Origin of the sequence: Rhizobium sp. PP-CC-3G-465, assembly GCF_004343445.1 — a bacterium.
In the GTDB taxonomy this organism is placed as follows: domain Bacteria; phylum Pseudomonadota; class Alphaproteobacteria; order Rhizobiales; family Rhizobiaceae; genus Ferranicluibacter; species Ferranicluibacter rubi.
In genome coordinates, this window is sequence record NZ_SLYH01000004.1 from 17,683 (window position 1) to 31,991 (window position 14,309).

Annotated in this window: 12 protein-coding genes; 6 read left to right on the forward strand and 6 right to left on the reverse strand. The window is 64.5% G+C overall.

Translation table 11 applies throughout. The features are described 5' to 3' along the window. Nucleotides 1–60: 60 nt before the first annotated feature. The 5 genes from C8J33_RS16140 (at nt 61) to C8J33_RS16160 (ending at nt 7,628) form a co-directional block, all read left to right on the forward strand. Entirely contained in the window at nt 61–1,356 is a 1,296-nt protein-coding gene (locus C8J33_RS16140; RefSeq protein ID WP_110801450.1) for an extracellular solute-binding protein, read from the forward strand. Between the two features lie 65 nt (nt 1,357–1,421). Further along, nucleotides 1,422–2,354 (forward strand): carbohydrate ABC transporter permease, encoded by a 933-nt coding sequence (locus tag C8J33_RS16145; protein WP_110801486.1) that lies wholly within the window; start codon nt 1,422–1,424, stop codon nt 2,352–2,354. Further along, nucleotides 2,354–3,196: a carbohydrate ABC transporter permease gene (locus C8J33_RS16150; protein WP_110801449.1), complete on the forward strand. Its 843-nt coding sequence runs from the start codon at nt 2,354–2,356 to the stop codon at nt 3,194–3,196. The genes C8J33_RS16145 and C8J33_RS16150 overlap by 1 nt, the downstream gene beginning before the upstream one ends. A gap of 33 nt (nt 3,197–3,229) precedes the next feature. Beyond that, the gene (locus C8J33_RS16155; RefSeq protein WP_110801448.1) at nt 3,230–6,259 is read left to right on the forward strand and encodes an alpha-mannosidase; all 3,030 of its coding nucleotides are present in this window, start codon (nt 3,230–3,232) and stop codon (nt 6,257–6,259) included. Nucleotides 6,260–6,371: 112 nt separating this feature from the next. After that, a complete protein-coding gene (locus tag C8J33_RS16160; RefSeq protein WP_110801447.1) occupies nt 6,372–7,628 on the forward strand; it encodes an ROK family transcriptional regulator in 1,257 nt (418 codons plus the stop codon). Here the strand turns inward: C8J33_RS16160 and C8J33_RS16165 are convergent. Further along, entirely contained in the window at nt 7,573–8,655 is a 1,083-nt protein-coding gene (locus C8J33_RS16165; RefSeq protein ID WP_110801446.1) for an ROK family transcriptional regulator, read from the reverse strand. The two genes, C8J33_RS16160 and C8J33_RS16165, sit on opposite strands and share 56 nt — an antisense overlap. Nucleotides 8,656–9,073: 418 nt before the next feature. Here C8J33_RS16165 and C8J33_RS16170 point away from each other — a divergent pair, with 418 nt between their 5' ends. After that, nucleotides 9,074–9,286 (forward strand): hypothetical protein, encoded by a 213-nt coding sequence (locus C8J33_RS16170; RefSeq protein ID WP_132664930.1) that lies wholly within the window; start codon nt 9,074–9,076, stop codon nt 9,284–9,286. A 204-nt stretch (nt 9,287–9,490) separates the two neighbouring features. Here C8J33_RS16170 and rutF read toward each other — a convergent pair whose 3' ends face one another. From rutF to C8J33_RS16195, 5 genes are read right to left on the reverse strand one after another with little or no spacing between them, the layout of a single operon-like run. After that, complete coding sequence (gene rutF / locus C8J33_RS16180; protein WP_207901515.1) at nt 9,491–10,024, reverse strand: NADH-dependent FMN reductase RutF; 534 nt, start codon at nt 10,022–10,024, stop codon at nt 9,491–9,493. A 30-nt stretch (nt 10,025–10,054) separates the two neighbouring features. Next, entirely contained in the window at nt 10,055–11,473 is a 1,419-nt protein-coding gene (locus tag C8J33_RS16185) for an amidase (protein ID WP_165929833.1), read from the reverse strand. Beyond that, nucleotides 11,460–11,666 carry a hypothetical protein gene (locus tag C8J33_RS27065; RefSeq protein ID WP_132713212.1) on the reverse strand — a complete coding sequence of 69 codons (207 nt, stop codon included), beginning with the start codon at nt 11,664–11,666 and terminating at the stop codon, nt 11,460–11,462. Before C8J33_RS27065 ends, C8J33_RS16185 begins: the two co-directional genes overlap by 14 nt. 10 nt (nt 11,667–11,676) lie before the next feature. After that, nucleotides 11,677–12,705, reverse strand: coding sequence for an ABC transporter permease (locus tag C8J33_RS16190; RefSeq protein WP_132664931.1), 1,029 nt, complete (start codon nt 12,703–12,705; stop codon nt 11,677–11,679). Continuing rightward, nucleotides 12,702–14,291 carry a sugar ABC transporter ATP-binding protein gene (locus C8J33_RS16195; RefSeq protein ID WP_132713210.1) on the reverse strand — a complete coding sequence of 530 codons (1,590 nt, stop codon included), beginning with the start codon at nt 14,289–14,291 and terminating at the stop codon, nt 12,702–12,704. Before C8J33_RS16195 ends, C8J33_RS16190 begins: the two co-directional genes overlap by 4 nt. Nucleotides 14,292–14,309 lie beyond the last annotated feature (18 nt).

Here is a 14,309-nt window from a genome sequence, read left to right on the forward strand (position 1 = left end):
GCATCGCCGTGGGCGAGACGAGGTGCGGACGCACGAAAAACTTTTGGGGAGGACATTCGCATGAACGCCAGAATTCTCACGCTCCTTTCGGCCGTCGCCATGACGCTGCCGGTCGCGGCTTTCGCGCAGGACACGATCACCGGCGACACCGTCGGACCGGCGGATGCGCCGAACAAGCTCGTGTTCCGCATGACGTCGGACGGTCCGCGCAACAACGATCCGGTTCTCGCAGAGGGTTATAGCAAGCTCTTCAATGCTTTCGTCGCCAATCATGCCGGATGGCAGGTCGAGTTGCAGATGATGTCCGGCGACATCAGCCAGGAGCAGGCCCGCATGCTCGAACAGGCCAAGTCCGGCAACGCGCCGGATTGCGCGGCCGTCGATAGCTTCGTCCTGCCGCTGTTCAAGAAGTCCGGCGTGCTGCAGTCGTTTTCGCCCTATTTCAAGAAGGAAGAGATCGACCAGCTGTTCCCGTTCATCCGCGAAGGTGTGACCGGCGCCGACGGTCAGATCTATGCCTGGTGGTGGTCGACCGACCTGCGCGTGCTTTACCGCAACACCGAGATTATTCCCGATGCGCCCGAAACCTGGGACGACACGAAGAAGGCCGCACTTGCCTCCGTCGAAAAGGGCATGGAAGGTATTCTTTTCAACGGTGGCCGCTACGAGGGCACGACCTTCGATTGGCTGGCGAACTTCTGGGGCCAGGGCGGCAAGCTCGTGGACGATGCCGGCAAGCCGGTCTTCGGAGAAGGCGAGAACCGCGAGAAATTCGTGAAGGCCGTCAACTACTATCGCGATCTGGTGGAATCCGGTGCCGCACCCAAGCGCGTGGCAACCATCGGCAATTATGACGACTTCAATGCTGCTGCTGCGGCCGGCACATCGGCGCTGTTTGTCGGCGGCAACTGGCAGTACAGCCAGCTGAAGACGGTTCTGGAGCCGGAAGAGCTTGCCAAATGGACCTTTTCGCGGCTTCCCGGCCCGACCAAGGACGAGCGTTCCACCGGCACCGGCGGCTGGACGGTCGCCGCCTTCTCCAAGGATCCGGCCAAGGTCGAGATGTGCGCGAACCTCGCCCGCGAGATCTACATGGGACCGGCGAACGAGCTACAGGAACAGTTGCCGACGCGGGCCGACTTCTACTCGACCTACAAGATCTTCTCGAGCGATGCCAACAAAGCGTTTGGCGAGGCCTTGAAGGTCGGGCAAGCGCGACCAGGTGCGCCCGTCTACCCGGAGATCTCCAACCAGATCCAGATCATGATGGGCAAGGTGCTCACCGGCGCCGAAACCACGGATGCAGCGGTCGATGAAGCCTTCAAGGCGGCGACCGCGGCTTTCGGCCGCCTCTAGGCACCCAGGTTCGGCGCGGGGTCGGTCCCCGCGCCGCGCACGTCTCGCAAAAGGCCGCCTTGATCATGACCTTGCAGAACGCAACCTTCGAACAGCATGTGGCTGCCCGCCTTGCCCGCGGCAGCCGGCACGATGCTCCGCGCGTGGTCCCCTGGGTACTGCCGCTGATCCTGGTGCTGGGGCTGTTCTATCTCTACCCCGTCTTCGACGTGATGCGGCTCGCCTTCATGCGGGCGACGCTTCTGGCGAATGATGGGACCTACACGCTTTCGACGTTGATCGACACCCTGTCACGGCCGGAACTCGGGCAGATCCTCTGGGTCACCTTCGTCTTCACCGGCTCGAGCGTCGTCGCCCAGCAACTGCTCGGCCTCGTCATCGCCCTCGTGGTGGTGCGCGGGGAGGGGCGGGGACTGTTCGGCACGACGATCGTGCGCACCACGGCACTCGTCGCCTGGGTGGTGCCCGGCATCGCCGGCGGCATCATCTGGAAGATGCTCTTCAACGAGGCCCCCTTCGGCGGGCTGAACAGCATCCTGCGCCTGATGGGTGCCGCACCCGTGCAATGGCTGTCGGACCCCGATCTTGTGATGTGGTCGGTCGTGCTCTCCAACGTCTGGCGCGGCACCGCCTTCTCCATGGTCGTCATGTATGCCGCCCTAAAGGCGATCGATCCCGTGCTTTACGAAGCAGCTTCGGTCGATGGCGCGAATGGCCGCCAGCGGCTGTTCTACGTGACGTTGCCGCAGCTTCGCGCCGCCATCCTCGTCAACATGATCCTGATCACCATCCAGACTCTGAACACGTTCGACGCGATCATCTCGCTGACGGGCGGCGGTCCCGGCCGGGCAACCGAGGTCCTCTCGCTCTATACGTTCAACATCGTGTTCCGGAACTACGACCTGTCGGTCGGTGCCGTGCTGTCGATCCTGATGCTGGCCATCAGCCTCGGGCTGGCTCTCGTCTACGCCGTATTCCTGCCGAAAGGAGACGAATGATGTCCGCCGCATCCCGCGAGAGACTGGGCGACGCGCTCAGCTACCTGTTCATGCTGGTGATCTTCGTCTTCTTCGCATGGCCGCTGCTCTGGCTCCTGTCGCTGGCGCTGCGCACCCGCAAGGAGGTTTTTCTCGGCGTCAGCCGGTTCATTCCGAAAGCGCCGACGCTCGACAACTTCGCCATGATCCTCTCCTCCGACAAGTTCCTCGGCTACCTCTGGAACGCTCTGAAGCTGTCTTCGCTCAGCGCCATCGGCTGCCTCGTCGTCGCGCTGCCTGCGGCCTATGCCTTCTCGCGCTTCAAGTTTCGCGGCAAGGGCGGCTGGATGATGGCCATCCTGTCGGTCCAGATGATCTCGCCGCTGGTGATCATGGTGCCGCTCTATCGCTACATGGCGGCCATCGGCCTGACCGACAGCCATTTCGGCGTCGTCATGGTCTATATCGCGCTCGCCGTACCCACGGTGACATGGATCCTCAAGGGCTCCATCGACGGCATCCCCAGAAGCCTCGATGAGGCGGCGCTGATCGACGGCTGCAACCGGTGGGGCGTGTTCGTGCGGGTCATCCTGCCTTTGTCCACGCCCGGCATCGCCTCGGCCTTCATCATCTCGGTCATTGCCGGCTGGTCTCAGTTCCTCGTGCCCTTCCTGCTCATCACCCGCGAAGCCCTTACGCCCATCGGGGTCGGCATCTTCCAGTATGCCGGCACACAGAATGACAGTTCCATCCAGTTGCTCGCCGCTGCCTGCCTCGTTTCCGTGGTGCCGGCGATCATTGCTTTCCTCTCCCTGCAGCGCCTCATTCTGGGCGCGATGACCGCCGGCGCGGTCAAGGGTTGATCCTTTCATGACACAGACCAGGACTTGAAGATCATGACACTCACACTTGCCCAACGTCTCGAGCGCTTCCAGGTGCGCATGGCCGAACTTGAATTCTGGCGCGTCCGCAAGACCGCGCAGATCGATGGCTGGCACGTCAACGACACGCCGATCGCGCTCGGCCATGCCTGGCCGCAGATCCAGGGGACGCAGCGCTTTTCAGGCTCCGCCGAGGTGCCCGCCGGCTGGCCGCTGGAGGATACCCGCCTCTACCTCGACCTCGGCGGGGAAAGCCTGATCACCATCGCCTCGGACGACGGCATCTCCAAGACGGTCGGCCTCGACCCCTATCACCGCGAGTTCGGCGTTCCCTCCACGCGGTTCACGGTGACGTCGGAAACCGTCGCCCGCCTGCCGTTCGGCGAGCCCGTGCGCAAGCCACATCTGGAACGCGCCGAACTCCTCTGGCTGGAGCCGTCCGTGGACAGGCTCTGGCTGCTGGTGCGCCAGATCGCCGAAGCCATCACGGTTCTCGAAGGTCACGACGTCGTGCCGCATCTGCTGGATGCAGGCGAAGACGCGCTGCGCTCGCTGGATTGGCCCTCGGCGACGGCCGACTACGTCTCGCGCACATCCGCAGCGCCGATGCAGCAGAAGATCTGGCAGCTGCCGGACCTGAAGGCCGAGCCCGACGGTTTGGAAGACCATCACCGTGCCAGCGTCATCAAGGCTTATGATGCGCTGATGGTACGGCTTGCCGGCCTTCGCGAACGCTTCCCGCCGCAGGGCAAGATCGCGCTCACGGGCCACGCCCATATCGATCTCGCCTGGCTCTGGCCGTATGACGAAACGCGCCGCAAGATTCGCCGGACCTTCCACACGGCCCTGTCGCTGATGGAGGGATCGGAAGATTTCCGCTTCAACCAATCCACTGCACACTATTACGCACAGATCGCGGAGGATGATCCGGACCTTCTGGAGCGGGTAAAGGCGCAGGTGAAGGCCGGTAAGTGGGAAACCGTCGGCGGCCTCTGGATCGAGCCGGACACGAACATGCCCACCGGCGAAAGCCTGTCGCGGCAGGTGCTTTACGGCCAGCGCTACTTCGAAAAGACCTTCGGCATTCGCCATACCGTCTGCTGGCTGCCCGATTGCTTCGGCTTCACCGGCGCGCTGCCGCAGATCCTGCGACAGGGCGGCATGACCAGCTTCTTCACGATCAAGGTCAACTGGTCGGAGACCAACCGCTTTCCGGCGGATCTCTTCTGGTGGGAAGGCATCGACGGCAGCCGTGTGCTGGCGCATACTTTCGACAACCCGATGCAGGGCTATAACGGCTTCGTGCGTCCCGACTGCTTCGTGCCGACCTGGAAGAATTTTCGCCAGAAGGACAAGCACGAAACGACGCTACTCTGCGTCGGATATGGCGATGGCGGCGGCGGCGTGACGCCGGAAATGGTCATGCGCGAGGAGCAGCTTCGCGTCTTCCCGGCGATCCCGCAGGCGGAATGGACCCGGGTCGAGGACTTCTTCGATGGCGCACACGAGACGGCTGCCGAGAAGGCGCTGCATGTCTGGCAGGGCGAGATCTATCTCGAGCTCCACCGTGCGACGCTGACGAGCCAGAGCGCCGTCAAGCGCCTGCATCGCAAGGCAGAGCGCACGCTGATCACGGCGGAAACGGTGGCAGGCCTTGCCCATCTGATGGGCGCCACGCGTCCGGAATCCATGGAGCCGACATGGCGCGTCGTCCTCAAGAACGAGTTCCACGACATCCTGCCCGGCTCCTCCATCGCCGAGGTCTATGTCGATGCGGTGCGCGAACTCGACGGCGCGATTGCCGAGGGAACGACGGCGCTCGATCAGGCAATAACCGCCCTTGCGGACCGCCTGCCGGCCGCTTCTGGCGGAGAAAGTGGAGCGGTTCTCGTCGTCAACCCGTCGCTGTCCCCGCGCGCGATCCGGCTCGATCTACCCGAGGGGCTTGTCTCGGCAGAAGGCACGTTGCCGCCGCTTGGCATCGCCATCCTCCCGGCCTCGGCTCTCGCTCCGGCTCCGGGCCTCACGGTCACCGAGAACACCCTTGAGAATGCCACCGTCAAGGTGACGCTCGCCGAGGACGGATCGATCGCCAGCATCCTGCACAAACCGACCGGCCGCGAGGCGATCGACGGGCGCGGCAACCGGCTCTATGCCTATACGGCCGACAAGCCGCGCAACTGGGACGCTTGGGATGTCGAGAACGACTACATCGAGAAGGCCGAGGAAATCACCGGTTTCGATGCGATCGAGATCGTCGAGACGGGTCCTCATCGGGTGGCAATCCGGATTACGCGCACCTGGCGCCATTCCCGCATCGTCCAGACATTGAGCCTCGGCGCCAATGCGCGCCGTCTCGACATCCACACGGAGATCGACTGGCACGACCGCCGCGTCATGCTGCGCAGCCTCAGCGAACTCGCCGTGAAGAGCAAGTATGCGACCTGCGAATGCGCCTACGGCGTGCTCGAAAGGCCAACGGGCTCCAACACGTCCTGGGACGAAGCCATGTTCGAAGCGCCCGCGCACCGCTTCGTCGATCTGTCGGAGCCGGACTTCGGCGTGGCCCTTCTCAACGACGCGAAGTACGGCCACAGCATGCGCGGAAGCGTGCTCGGCCTGTCGCTGTTGCGCTCGCCGATCTACCCGGACCCGATGGCGGACGAAGGCTATCAGGCTTTCACCTACGCGCTCATGCCGCATGCCGGCACATGGTACGAAGGTGGGGTGCGCGAGGAGGCAGAGGATCTGAACCAGCCGCTCGTGGTTCTGCCTCTCACGGATCGGGCCGTCGGTTCCTGGCAGCCGCTTGCCCCCAAGGGCATCGACGCGGCAATCTCCGGCCTGAAGCCCAGCGAAGATGGTGACGATCTCATTCTGCGCGTTTTCGAGCCGGCAGGTCGTCGCGGCGACTTCGCCGTTGCGCTGCCGGAGGGCTGGGCAACGAGCGCACCGGTGACAATCCTGGAGGAGCCGATGGACGGCGTTGCCGCTGCCGGACTCCTTCCCTTCGAAGTCAAAAGCTGGCGCCTCACAAGGACCTGATCTCTCAACCCTTCCTCCCCCGGCCACTTTGGCCTACCTTGGCCTGCGCATCGCGAGATGTGCAGGCCTTTTTCATCCGGCTCGGCCGGTCCAACATGACGGGAGACGTTGCGTGACCTTTGCCGGCTCCAACGGCGAACAGGCGGCAGTTCAGAACCGCGCGACGATCCTCAGCGACATCTATCGCGGGGCGCCGATCTCGCGCACGGAGCTGGCGCAGCGATCGCGGCTGACGAAGCAGACCGTGACCCGCATCGTCGATCGCCTGCTCGACGAAGGCCTCGTGATGGAGGCGCGGCGGCGGCAGGGGCTGCGCGGGCAACCGGCCATCGAACTGGAGATCGATCCCGAAGGCGTCTTCTCGATCGGCGCCAACATCGATCGCGACCACCTGACCGTCGTCGCCGTGGATGCGACCGGTGCCGTCCGGGGGCGCATCCATCACGAAATGCGTTTCATGATGCCGGAGACCTTCGTCGCGCTGATGGGCGATGCCCTTTCGTCTTTCCTCCGGCGCAAGGTGATCCAGGAACCGCGTCTTGCCGGCATCGGCCTTGCCATTCCCGACTGGCTGGGCGAGGTGCCCGTGATCGGCCGGCCGGAAACCTACAGCCGCTGGAGCGGCTTCGACGTGCGGGGCGCCCTTGCCGGGATTACCAGCCATCCCGTCTTCATCGACAACGACGCCAATGCCGCCGCGCTTGGCGAGATCGAATACGGCTTCGGAACGGAGATCAGCAGTTTCTTCTACATTTTCGTCAATGCGTGCCTGGGCGGCAGCCTCGTGATCGATGGTATGCGTCACAAGGGCGCAAGCGGCCTTGGCGGCGAAATCGGCTGGCTACCGGTCGTTATCGAGAACGGTCCGGCTGCCGGCAAGACACAGCCTCTCGGTGAGATGTTTTCGCTGTTCATCCTCTACGATCACCTCAAACAACACGGCATTCGCGTCTCGACGCCGGCCGAACTGGCTGCCTTGACGGGGGAGGCACGAGGACTGGTCAGCGCTTGGCTACAGGCGATCAGCATCACGCTCGCCGAAGCCATCATCGATATCGGGATGATCGTTGATCCTGATGGCGTGCTGATCGGCGGCCGACTGCCGGTGCGGATGATCGACGAGCTTCTGGTCTTTACGCGCGAGGAAATCCTTCGCCGCGGCATCACACCGCCTTCCCTGCACCGGGCGGCAGGCTCCGAAGACGCGGCGGCGCTGGGCGCTGCGACCATGCTGCTCGCCCACAGGCTCTGCCTGCCGACGGCCGAGGCGGCCCAACGGGAACGCGTGCCGCTTTCCGCCCGCGACGGCGCCGTCATCCCGTCCGCGGCAGCAGCAACTCCATCAGTGGCGTCATCGCCGCCCCGATGACGATACCGCGACCTCCCAGCGTGGCACGCCGGATCGGCGGAATCCACAGAGCGGCGACGAAGGTGCTTGCCTGATCGTTGCGTTGATCCTGCATGCGCGCGATGAGACTGTCGAGGACCGGCTCGGGCAGCGTGCCACCGAGAAGAAGGGCGCCCGGTGAAACGAAGCCAGCGATCGCGACCACAGCATCGAGCAGCCGGTCAGCCGCAGTCTCGGTCCAGGCGGCAAGGGCCGAAGGTCCGGCCTCGAGAGCGCAGAGATAGGCGCCGCGATTGGCGACTTCCGTGAGGCTCGGATGCAGACGGCCCGGACGCATCTCGCCGATCTGCCCCGCACGTCCGTTCATGCCGCGAAAGGTATTGCCGCCGATGAAGAGCCCGGCGCGTACGGTGTCGTCGATCAGTATCACCACCAGCCCGCCTTCCGGCTCGCCAAGCCCCAGCAGGCGCTCTCCGGTGAGGCACGCCTCCGTATCCGGCATGAGGAAGACGGGTCGGCCCGGCAGCAGATGCTTGATGCTATCCCCTTGAGGCGTGCATCCCGGCGCGAAGGCCATTCCGACGCCAAGCGGTATCCGGGTGCTCACGGCGCCGAGCATGGACGCAAGTGCATCCGGAAGGCGCTTTTCAACATCCATGCCCTGAAGTTCTGCCCGGGCAACGACCGTGCCGAAAAGATCGACAAGCGCCATCTCAAGCGTTTCTGCGGAAAGGCTGATACCCAAACCCAAAGCACCTTCCGCCTGAAGCGCGAATTCTGCGGCATGGTAGCGTCCGGTGCCGGAGCGCTTGCGTTTCAGCACTAGTCCTTGGGCATCGAGCCGGCTCATGATGCCTGTCACCGCCGGCTCGGTCAGGCCGAGGCGATCCGAGAGTTCCTGCCGTGTCAACGGCCCGAATGTCCTGATGAGGCTGAGCGCCACGCGGGAATTATGGTCTGCAATGTCGCCCGGGCTCATGCCGGGACCGGACGCACCCGCCGATGAGGCCTTCGTCTCGCGCCGTGCAAGCCGCTGCCCCGGCCTCATGCCTGTCGCCTTTCGCTGTCATGGAAGAGCGCCGAGCAACAAAGGGATTTCGCCACTAGACCTCTGCCGATAACGTGTTCAGGCATCTCATCCATGTCTCTCTAAGCCGGACAGCGTCTGTTCCCGGGCTCATAGCGCAGAGTTTCCTCGAAACCGGATCGTTTCTTCCGTAACGAACCTGCAACGTTCCGAACCTTCCGGCAAGGGATGACGAGATTTTTCCCGGAGATGAGATGGAAACATGGTGGGACTCTGAGGACGGAAAGTACCAACTGTCTTGCTGTTTCCTGTCTGTCAGACCGGGCGTCGAGAGCCGACAGGTTTGGCTCGCATGGCGACCGGATGAAACCCTTGACTCGCTTGCTGCAGTGCAGCAATATTTCCTTTGCTGCTGTGTAGAGCACGATGGAGGATGGCCGTGGCTTTCTCGGAGGTTCACAAGCGGGAATTCATCGACGAGACATTCCGGCTGCTGTCGGGCACGATGCGTGCGAGCCGGCTGGTCTTCTATTCCGTCGATGAACAGAAGAACCTCCACAATTTCGTCTGCTCGCGCGTGCCGTCGGATTTCCTGAAGATCTATATTCGCGAGATGCACGCCCACGATCCGCTATCCCCGTCATCCTGCTGATCGTGGGACAGGAAAAGTCGATATCGGCGAAAAGCCTGCCGAAGAGCGGCGCCGTCAATGGCCTGATCATCGACGGAGACGCCACCGAGACGCTCGCTGCGCTCGGTTGACGAGAATAAGCGCAATTCCGGTGGCAGGGCTCTGACCCAGCGGATGTCGAAACCCAGGTATACCACCGGGGCCCTGAGCTGATGAGCGAACCGGTTACCCCGCTTCACGTCCGATGCGGTGGTATGCGCGTCTGTAGTAGATCAGCGGGATGTCGCCGTCCGTTTCGTGGATGCCGATGACCGTGCAGAACAGGACCTGATGGGTGCCGATATCGACGCTCTCGTTCACCGAGCAGTCGAAGGAGACGAGGGCGTCTGCGAGGATCGGCGCGCCCGTCTCGCCTTCCTGCCAAGTGGCTGCAGCGAAGCGCTCCTCCACGGGTGTCTTGCCGCCGAAGAGGGCGGACAGCTGTTCGTGATGGCCGGCCAGCGTGTTGACGCAGAGCGTGCGGTTGGCGGTGAAGGTTTCAAAGACCGAGCTTGAGCGCTTGAGGCAGACGAGAAGCGTTGGCGGCGTATCGGTGACGCTGCAGACGGCGGAAGCCGCGAAGCCCGCCTTGCCGGCCGGTCCATCCGTCGTAATGATGTTGACGGCGGCGCCGAGCCTCGACATGGCATTGCGAAAGGCATCGCGGTCGATAGGAGCGGGTTCGCTCAGGGCCTCATCGACGAAGGGCATTGCAGGCATGGTCTTTCCTCTCGCTGTTCTGGTTCGACCTTAGGCAGCCTCGTGGCGGGAGAACCCGGCCGAAAACGGGCCAAGGGCCAGCGCCTGCTCGATATGCAGGGCCAGCGATGCCGCACGCCGCTCCTGCCAGGGCGGCGCGACGATCTGCAGTCCGACGGGCAAACCCGCGCGGCTGCGGGCCACCGGCAGCGTCACGACGGGCAGGCCGAGAAACGAGAACGGGCGCGTGAAGGCCGTCATGGCGCTGATAATGCGGTTCATGGTGGCACCCGCGCCGACGTCCACTTCGCTTGCTAAGGGCGGGAGGAAGGGCATGGTCGGCACGATCAGAAGGTCGCACGCGGAAAAGACCGTGCGCAGCATCTCTTCCAGCATGATGACGCGGATCTGCAGCGCACGCAGATAGACCGGCGCCGGAATGGCAATCGCCTGGGCAAGCCGCATCCGCACCTGCGGACCGAAATCCTCCGGCCGGCGGCGCAAGGCGTCGAAGTGAACGGCGCCGGCCTCGCTCATCGCGACGACATTGGCAAGCTCCGCGACGTGCGAAAGGTCGGGCGGCAGAACCGGTTCGACCGAACGGCAGACGGGACGAAGAAGACGGGCCATGTCCTCCATCGCCGTTGCGACGTCTCCGGAAAGGGCGTCTGCAAAGACGCCGCCGCCGAGGCCGATGCGCATCGTGGCGATCTCGGTTGTCAGTGCTGCAGGCGTCGGAATGTTGCAACAGGTCGGGTCCCGGCCGTCGACACCGCTGATCAGCTGCAACAGGAGATAGGCATCCTCGACGGTGCGGGCGAGCGGGCCGATGCAATCCTGCGAAAAGGACAGCGGCATGGCGCCGTGGCGACTGACGCGACCCTGGGTCGGCTTGATGCCGACGACGCCGCAACAGGCGGCGGGCAGGCGAATGGAACCGCCCGTGTCGGAGCCGAGCGCTGCAAGAACGACACCGCCGCCGACCGCCGCGCCGGAGCCGCTGGACGAACCCGCCGTGATGCGGGCGGGATCGACCGGATTGATCGCGCGGCCATGATGCGCGTTGTGGCCGGTCGGTCCCATGGCGAATTCCGACATGTTGAGACGACCGATCTGCAGGGCGCCGGCGCTCTCCAGACGCTGAATGACCGTGGAGGTCTCCGCCGCCACATGATCCGCGCGGATTTTCGAGCCGCAACCGGTGATCTTCGCCGCGCGGTCAAACATGTCCTTGTGCGCCAGGGGGACGCCGTGCAGCACCCCGAGCGGCAGCCCGCGGGACCGCGCCTCGTCTGCGGCCTGTGCCGCGTCGAGAGCCGCATCGCGCTCGATCTCGATGAAGGCGTTCAGATGCGGCTGCGAACGGTCTGCCCGCTCCAAGGCGTCCGTGGTCATTTCAACGGACGAGATCCGGCCGGTCGCAATGGCGTCGGCCGCCTCCCGCAGGGTTTTGGGATCAGTGCGGCTCATGCTGTGCCTCCCGCAAGGCTTGTTCGAAATGGGCAGGCTCGACGGCAAAGAGCGCACCGGTGCGCCCGGCCGGATGTGCGGCGACATGCGTGGCGGCGCGTTCGGCCTGTCCCGTCATCGCCGTCAGTTCGGCCTCGTTCGCGTCGCGATCGAGGAACTGGCGGGAGAGGGCTGCGAAAAGACCACGATCCATGGAAGGCTCCTCAGCTGAAATCCTGCGGCTGGCGATTGCGCACCAGTTGCGAAAGGGCGACGGCGATGACGAGCGCGCCGCCGTAGAACAGGTTCTGCACGTAGGCGTCTGCGCCTAGCATGGTGAGCCCGGTGATCCCCGTGACGAGGAAGTAGACGGCGATGACGGCCCCGAAGGCGTTGAACCGACCCGGGGAGATGGTGGTGGCGCCGAGAAAGGCGGCGGCAAAGGCCGGCAGCAACAGGCTGAGGCCGGAGAGCGGATCGGCCGAGCCGGTCATTCCGGCATAGAGCACGCCGGCGAAGGCGGAGATCAGGCCGGACACCATGAAGGAAACCGCCCGGACGCGGTCGACCGCGATACCATTCAATCGCGACACCTCGCGGCCGCGGCCAACGAACAGCAGCTTGCGGCCGGGAATGGTGAATTCCAGCACGTACCAGAGGATCCCGGCGAGAATGAGCGCGTAAAAGAAGGCGAGGGGGATGCCGAGAAAGCGGTTGATGATCACCCAGCCGACGAGGTCCATCGAGACGCCGGAAATCGTCTGCGACTGGCTGATCCACAGGATCAGGCCGTTGACGAATGTGCCGATGCCGAGCGTGACGATGAGCGAATGGATGCGGAAATAGAGGACGAAGACGGCATTGACCGCGCCGATGACGGCGCCGCTGGCAAGGGCGACCAGTATGACCGGCGCGATCGGCCAGCCCTCCCGCACATTGAGGACGGCAATGAGCATCGAGCTCATGGTGAGGACCGAGGCGCCGGAGAGATCGAAATCGCCGGAGGTGAGCGGAACCAACAGGGCCAGCGTGAGGACGACGAGAACTGCCTGCGAGCCGAACATCGTGGAGAAATTGCGCCAGCTGAGAAAAGAGTCCGGCATGAGAAAGCCGAAGATGGCGATGAGCAGCATCCAGGCGCCGAGCAGCGCGAAACGCTCGGTCTCCGTCTTCCAGTCGAGCGGGCGGCGCTTCGGTTTGGCCGGGCCGGCTTTGGCGGACGTGTCGGGCGTGGAGAGGTCGATGGTCGTCATTGCGCGGCCTCCGCTGCGGTTGTCTCGCCATGGAAGCAGGCTTCGGCGATGGATTTCCGGGTGATGTCTGCGCCGATAAGCTCTGCGATCGGCCGCCCGCGGGCAAAGACGATGATGCGGTCGCAGATCTGTTCGAGCTGCTCGTTGTCGGTGGAGGCGCAGAGAACGGCCGTGCCCTGTTCGCTCGCGCGGTGCAGCGCCTTGAAGATCTGTTGGCGCGCGCCGAAGTCCACGCCCTGCGTGGGTTCGTCCAGCATCAGCAGCGTCGGCTTTGTCTGCAGCCATTTGGCCAGCAGAACCTTCTGCTGGTTGCCACCGGAAAGCGCGCCGAGATTGAGATCGGGCCTTGCCGGGCGCACGTCGTAGTCCGTCGAAAGCGTGGCCGCATGCTGGCGCATACCGCGCCGATCAAGACCGAGGCCAAGCGCCGAGAGGTGATCGGCCAGCACAGGCAGGGTGATGTTGTCGGTGATGGGCAGCGATCCGATGCCGGCCGCGCCCAGGCGGTCGCCGGGCAGGAAGGCGATGCCGAGGGACTGGGCCCGTTGCGGTGTCATGCGCGCGAGATCGACCTCCTGGCCGCCGATCCGGATGCGGCCTGCGCCACGACGGGCGCCGTAGAGCATGTAGGGAACGGCGGCGAAGCCCGAGCCGATCAGACCGGTGATGCCCAAGGTCTCGCCCGGGCGGATGTCTACATCGAAGCCGGGGCGACGGCCGTCTGTCAGGTCGCGCACGATGACGGCAGGGGCACCGACGCTCGTCTTTCGGGTCTTCTCGAAGGCATCGACCCGCAACCCGACGATCGTGTCGAGGATGGCTTGCCGGCCGGTCGTCTGCGTGTCGAGGATGGCGACCAGCTTGCCGTCGCGCAGGATGGCGACCCGGTCGGTGATATCCCGGACCTCATCAATATCATGGGTGACGATGACGACGGAGGCTCCGGTCCGCACGATCGAGCGGATGAGGGCGAAGAGCCGTTCGACATCCTGCGCCGGCAGGAAGGGCGTGGGTTCGTCGAGCACGAGGATGCCTTCGCCGCCATAGCCGGCATCGGAGGCACGAAGGTCGTCGAAGGCCCGCACGATCGCGACGAAGGCCCGCTCTACCGGTGGCAGGCTGGCGACGGTCGCGAACGGATCGATGGTAAGGCCGAACTCGGTAAAGAGCGCGCCGACGCGGGCGGCTTCCTTCTTCCAGGACACGCGCCACGGCGTTTTCTGGCCAAGCGCCGTCACCCGCATGTTCTCGACCACCGTCAGCGACGGCACGAGGCTGAGATGCTGGTGCACGAAGGCAACGCCGCGCTTCTTGATGGCCATCGGATCGAGCGGCAGGGGCATCGTCTCGCCCCACAACACGATCTCGCTGCCGGCCTCCGGCTGGTGGAAACCGGCGAGCACCTTGATCAACGTCGACTTGCCGGAGCCGTTCTGTCCCAGCAGGCCGAACACCTCTCCGCGGCGGATCGACAGCGTCACGCCATCGAGCGCGTAGTGGCTGCCAAAGCGCATGCGGATGTCCGACATGCGAAGGACGTCTTTACCCGTCGTTGCGTCAGGTGCGGGCATGTCGGATGCGGGCATGGGTGACGTCCTGAGGTT

Bases quoted from the DNA above. Each gene is read 5' to 3' on its own strand.
- C8J33_RS16140 (WP_110801450.1), top strand. From the start codon at position 61: ATGAACGCCAGAATTCTCACGCTCCTTTCGGCCGTCGCCATGACGCTG.
- C8J33_RS16165 (WP_110801446.1), bottom strand. From the start codon at position 8,655: ATGAGGCCGGGGCAGCGGCTTGCACGGCGCGAGACGAAGGCCTCATCG.
- C8J33_RS16150 (WP_110801449.1), top strand. From the start codon at position 2,354: ATGTCCGCCGCATCCCGCGAGAGACTGGGCGACGCGCTCAGCTACCTG.
- C8J33_RS16145 (WP_110801486.1), top strand. From the start codon at position 1,422: ATGACCTTGCAGAACGCAACCTTCGAACAGCATGTGGCTGCCCGCCTT.
- C8J33_RS16185 (WP_165929833.1), bottom strand. From the start codon at position 11,473: ATGAGCCGCACTGATCCCAAAACCCTGCGGGAGGCGGCCGACGCCATT.
- C8J33_RS27065 (WP_132713212.1), bottom strand. From the start codon at position 11,666: ATGGATCGTGGTCTTTTCGCAGCCCTCTCCCGCCAGTTCCTCGATCGC.
- C8J33_RS16195 (WP_132713210.1), bottom strand. From the start codon at position 14,291: ATGCCCGCATCCGACATGCCCGCACCTGACGCAACGACGGGTAAAGAC.
- C8J33_RS16190 (WP_132664931.1), bottom strand. From the start codon at position 12,705: ATGACGACCATCGACCTCTCCACGCCCGACACGTCCGCCAAAGCCGGC.
- rutF (WP_207901515.1), bottom strand. From the start codon at position 10,024: ATGCCTGCAATGCCCTTCGTCGATGAGGCCCTGAGCGAACCCGCTCCT.
- C8J33_RS16155 (WP_110801448.1), top strand. From the start codon at position 3,230: ATGACACTCACACTTGCCCAACGTCTCGAGCGCTTCCAGGTGCGCATG.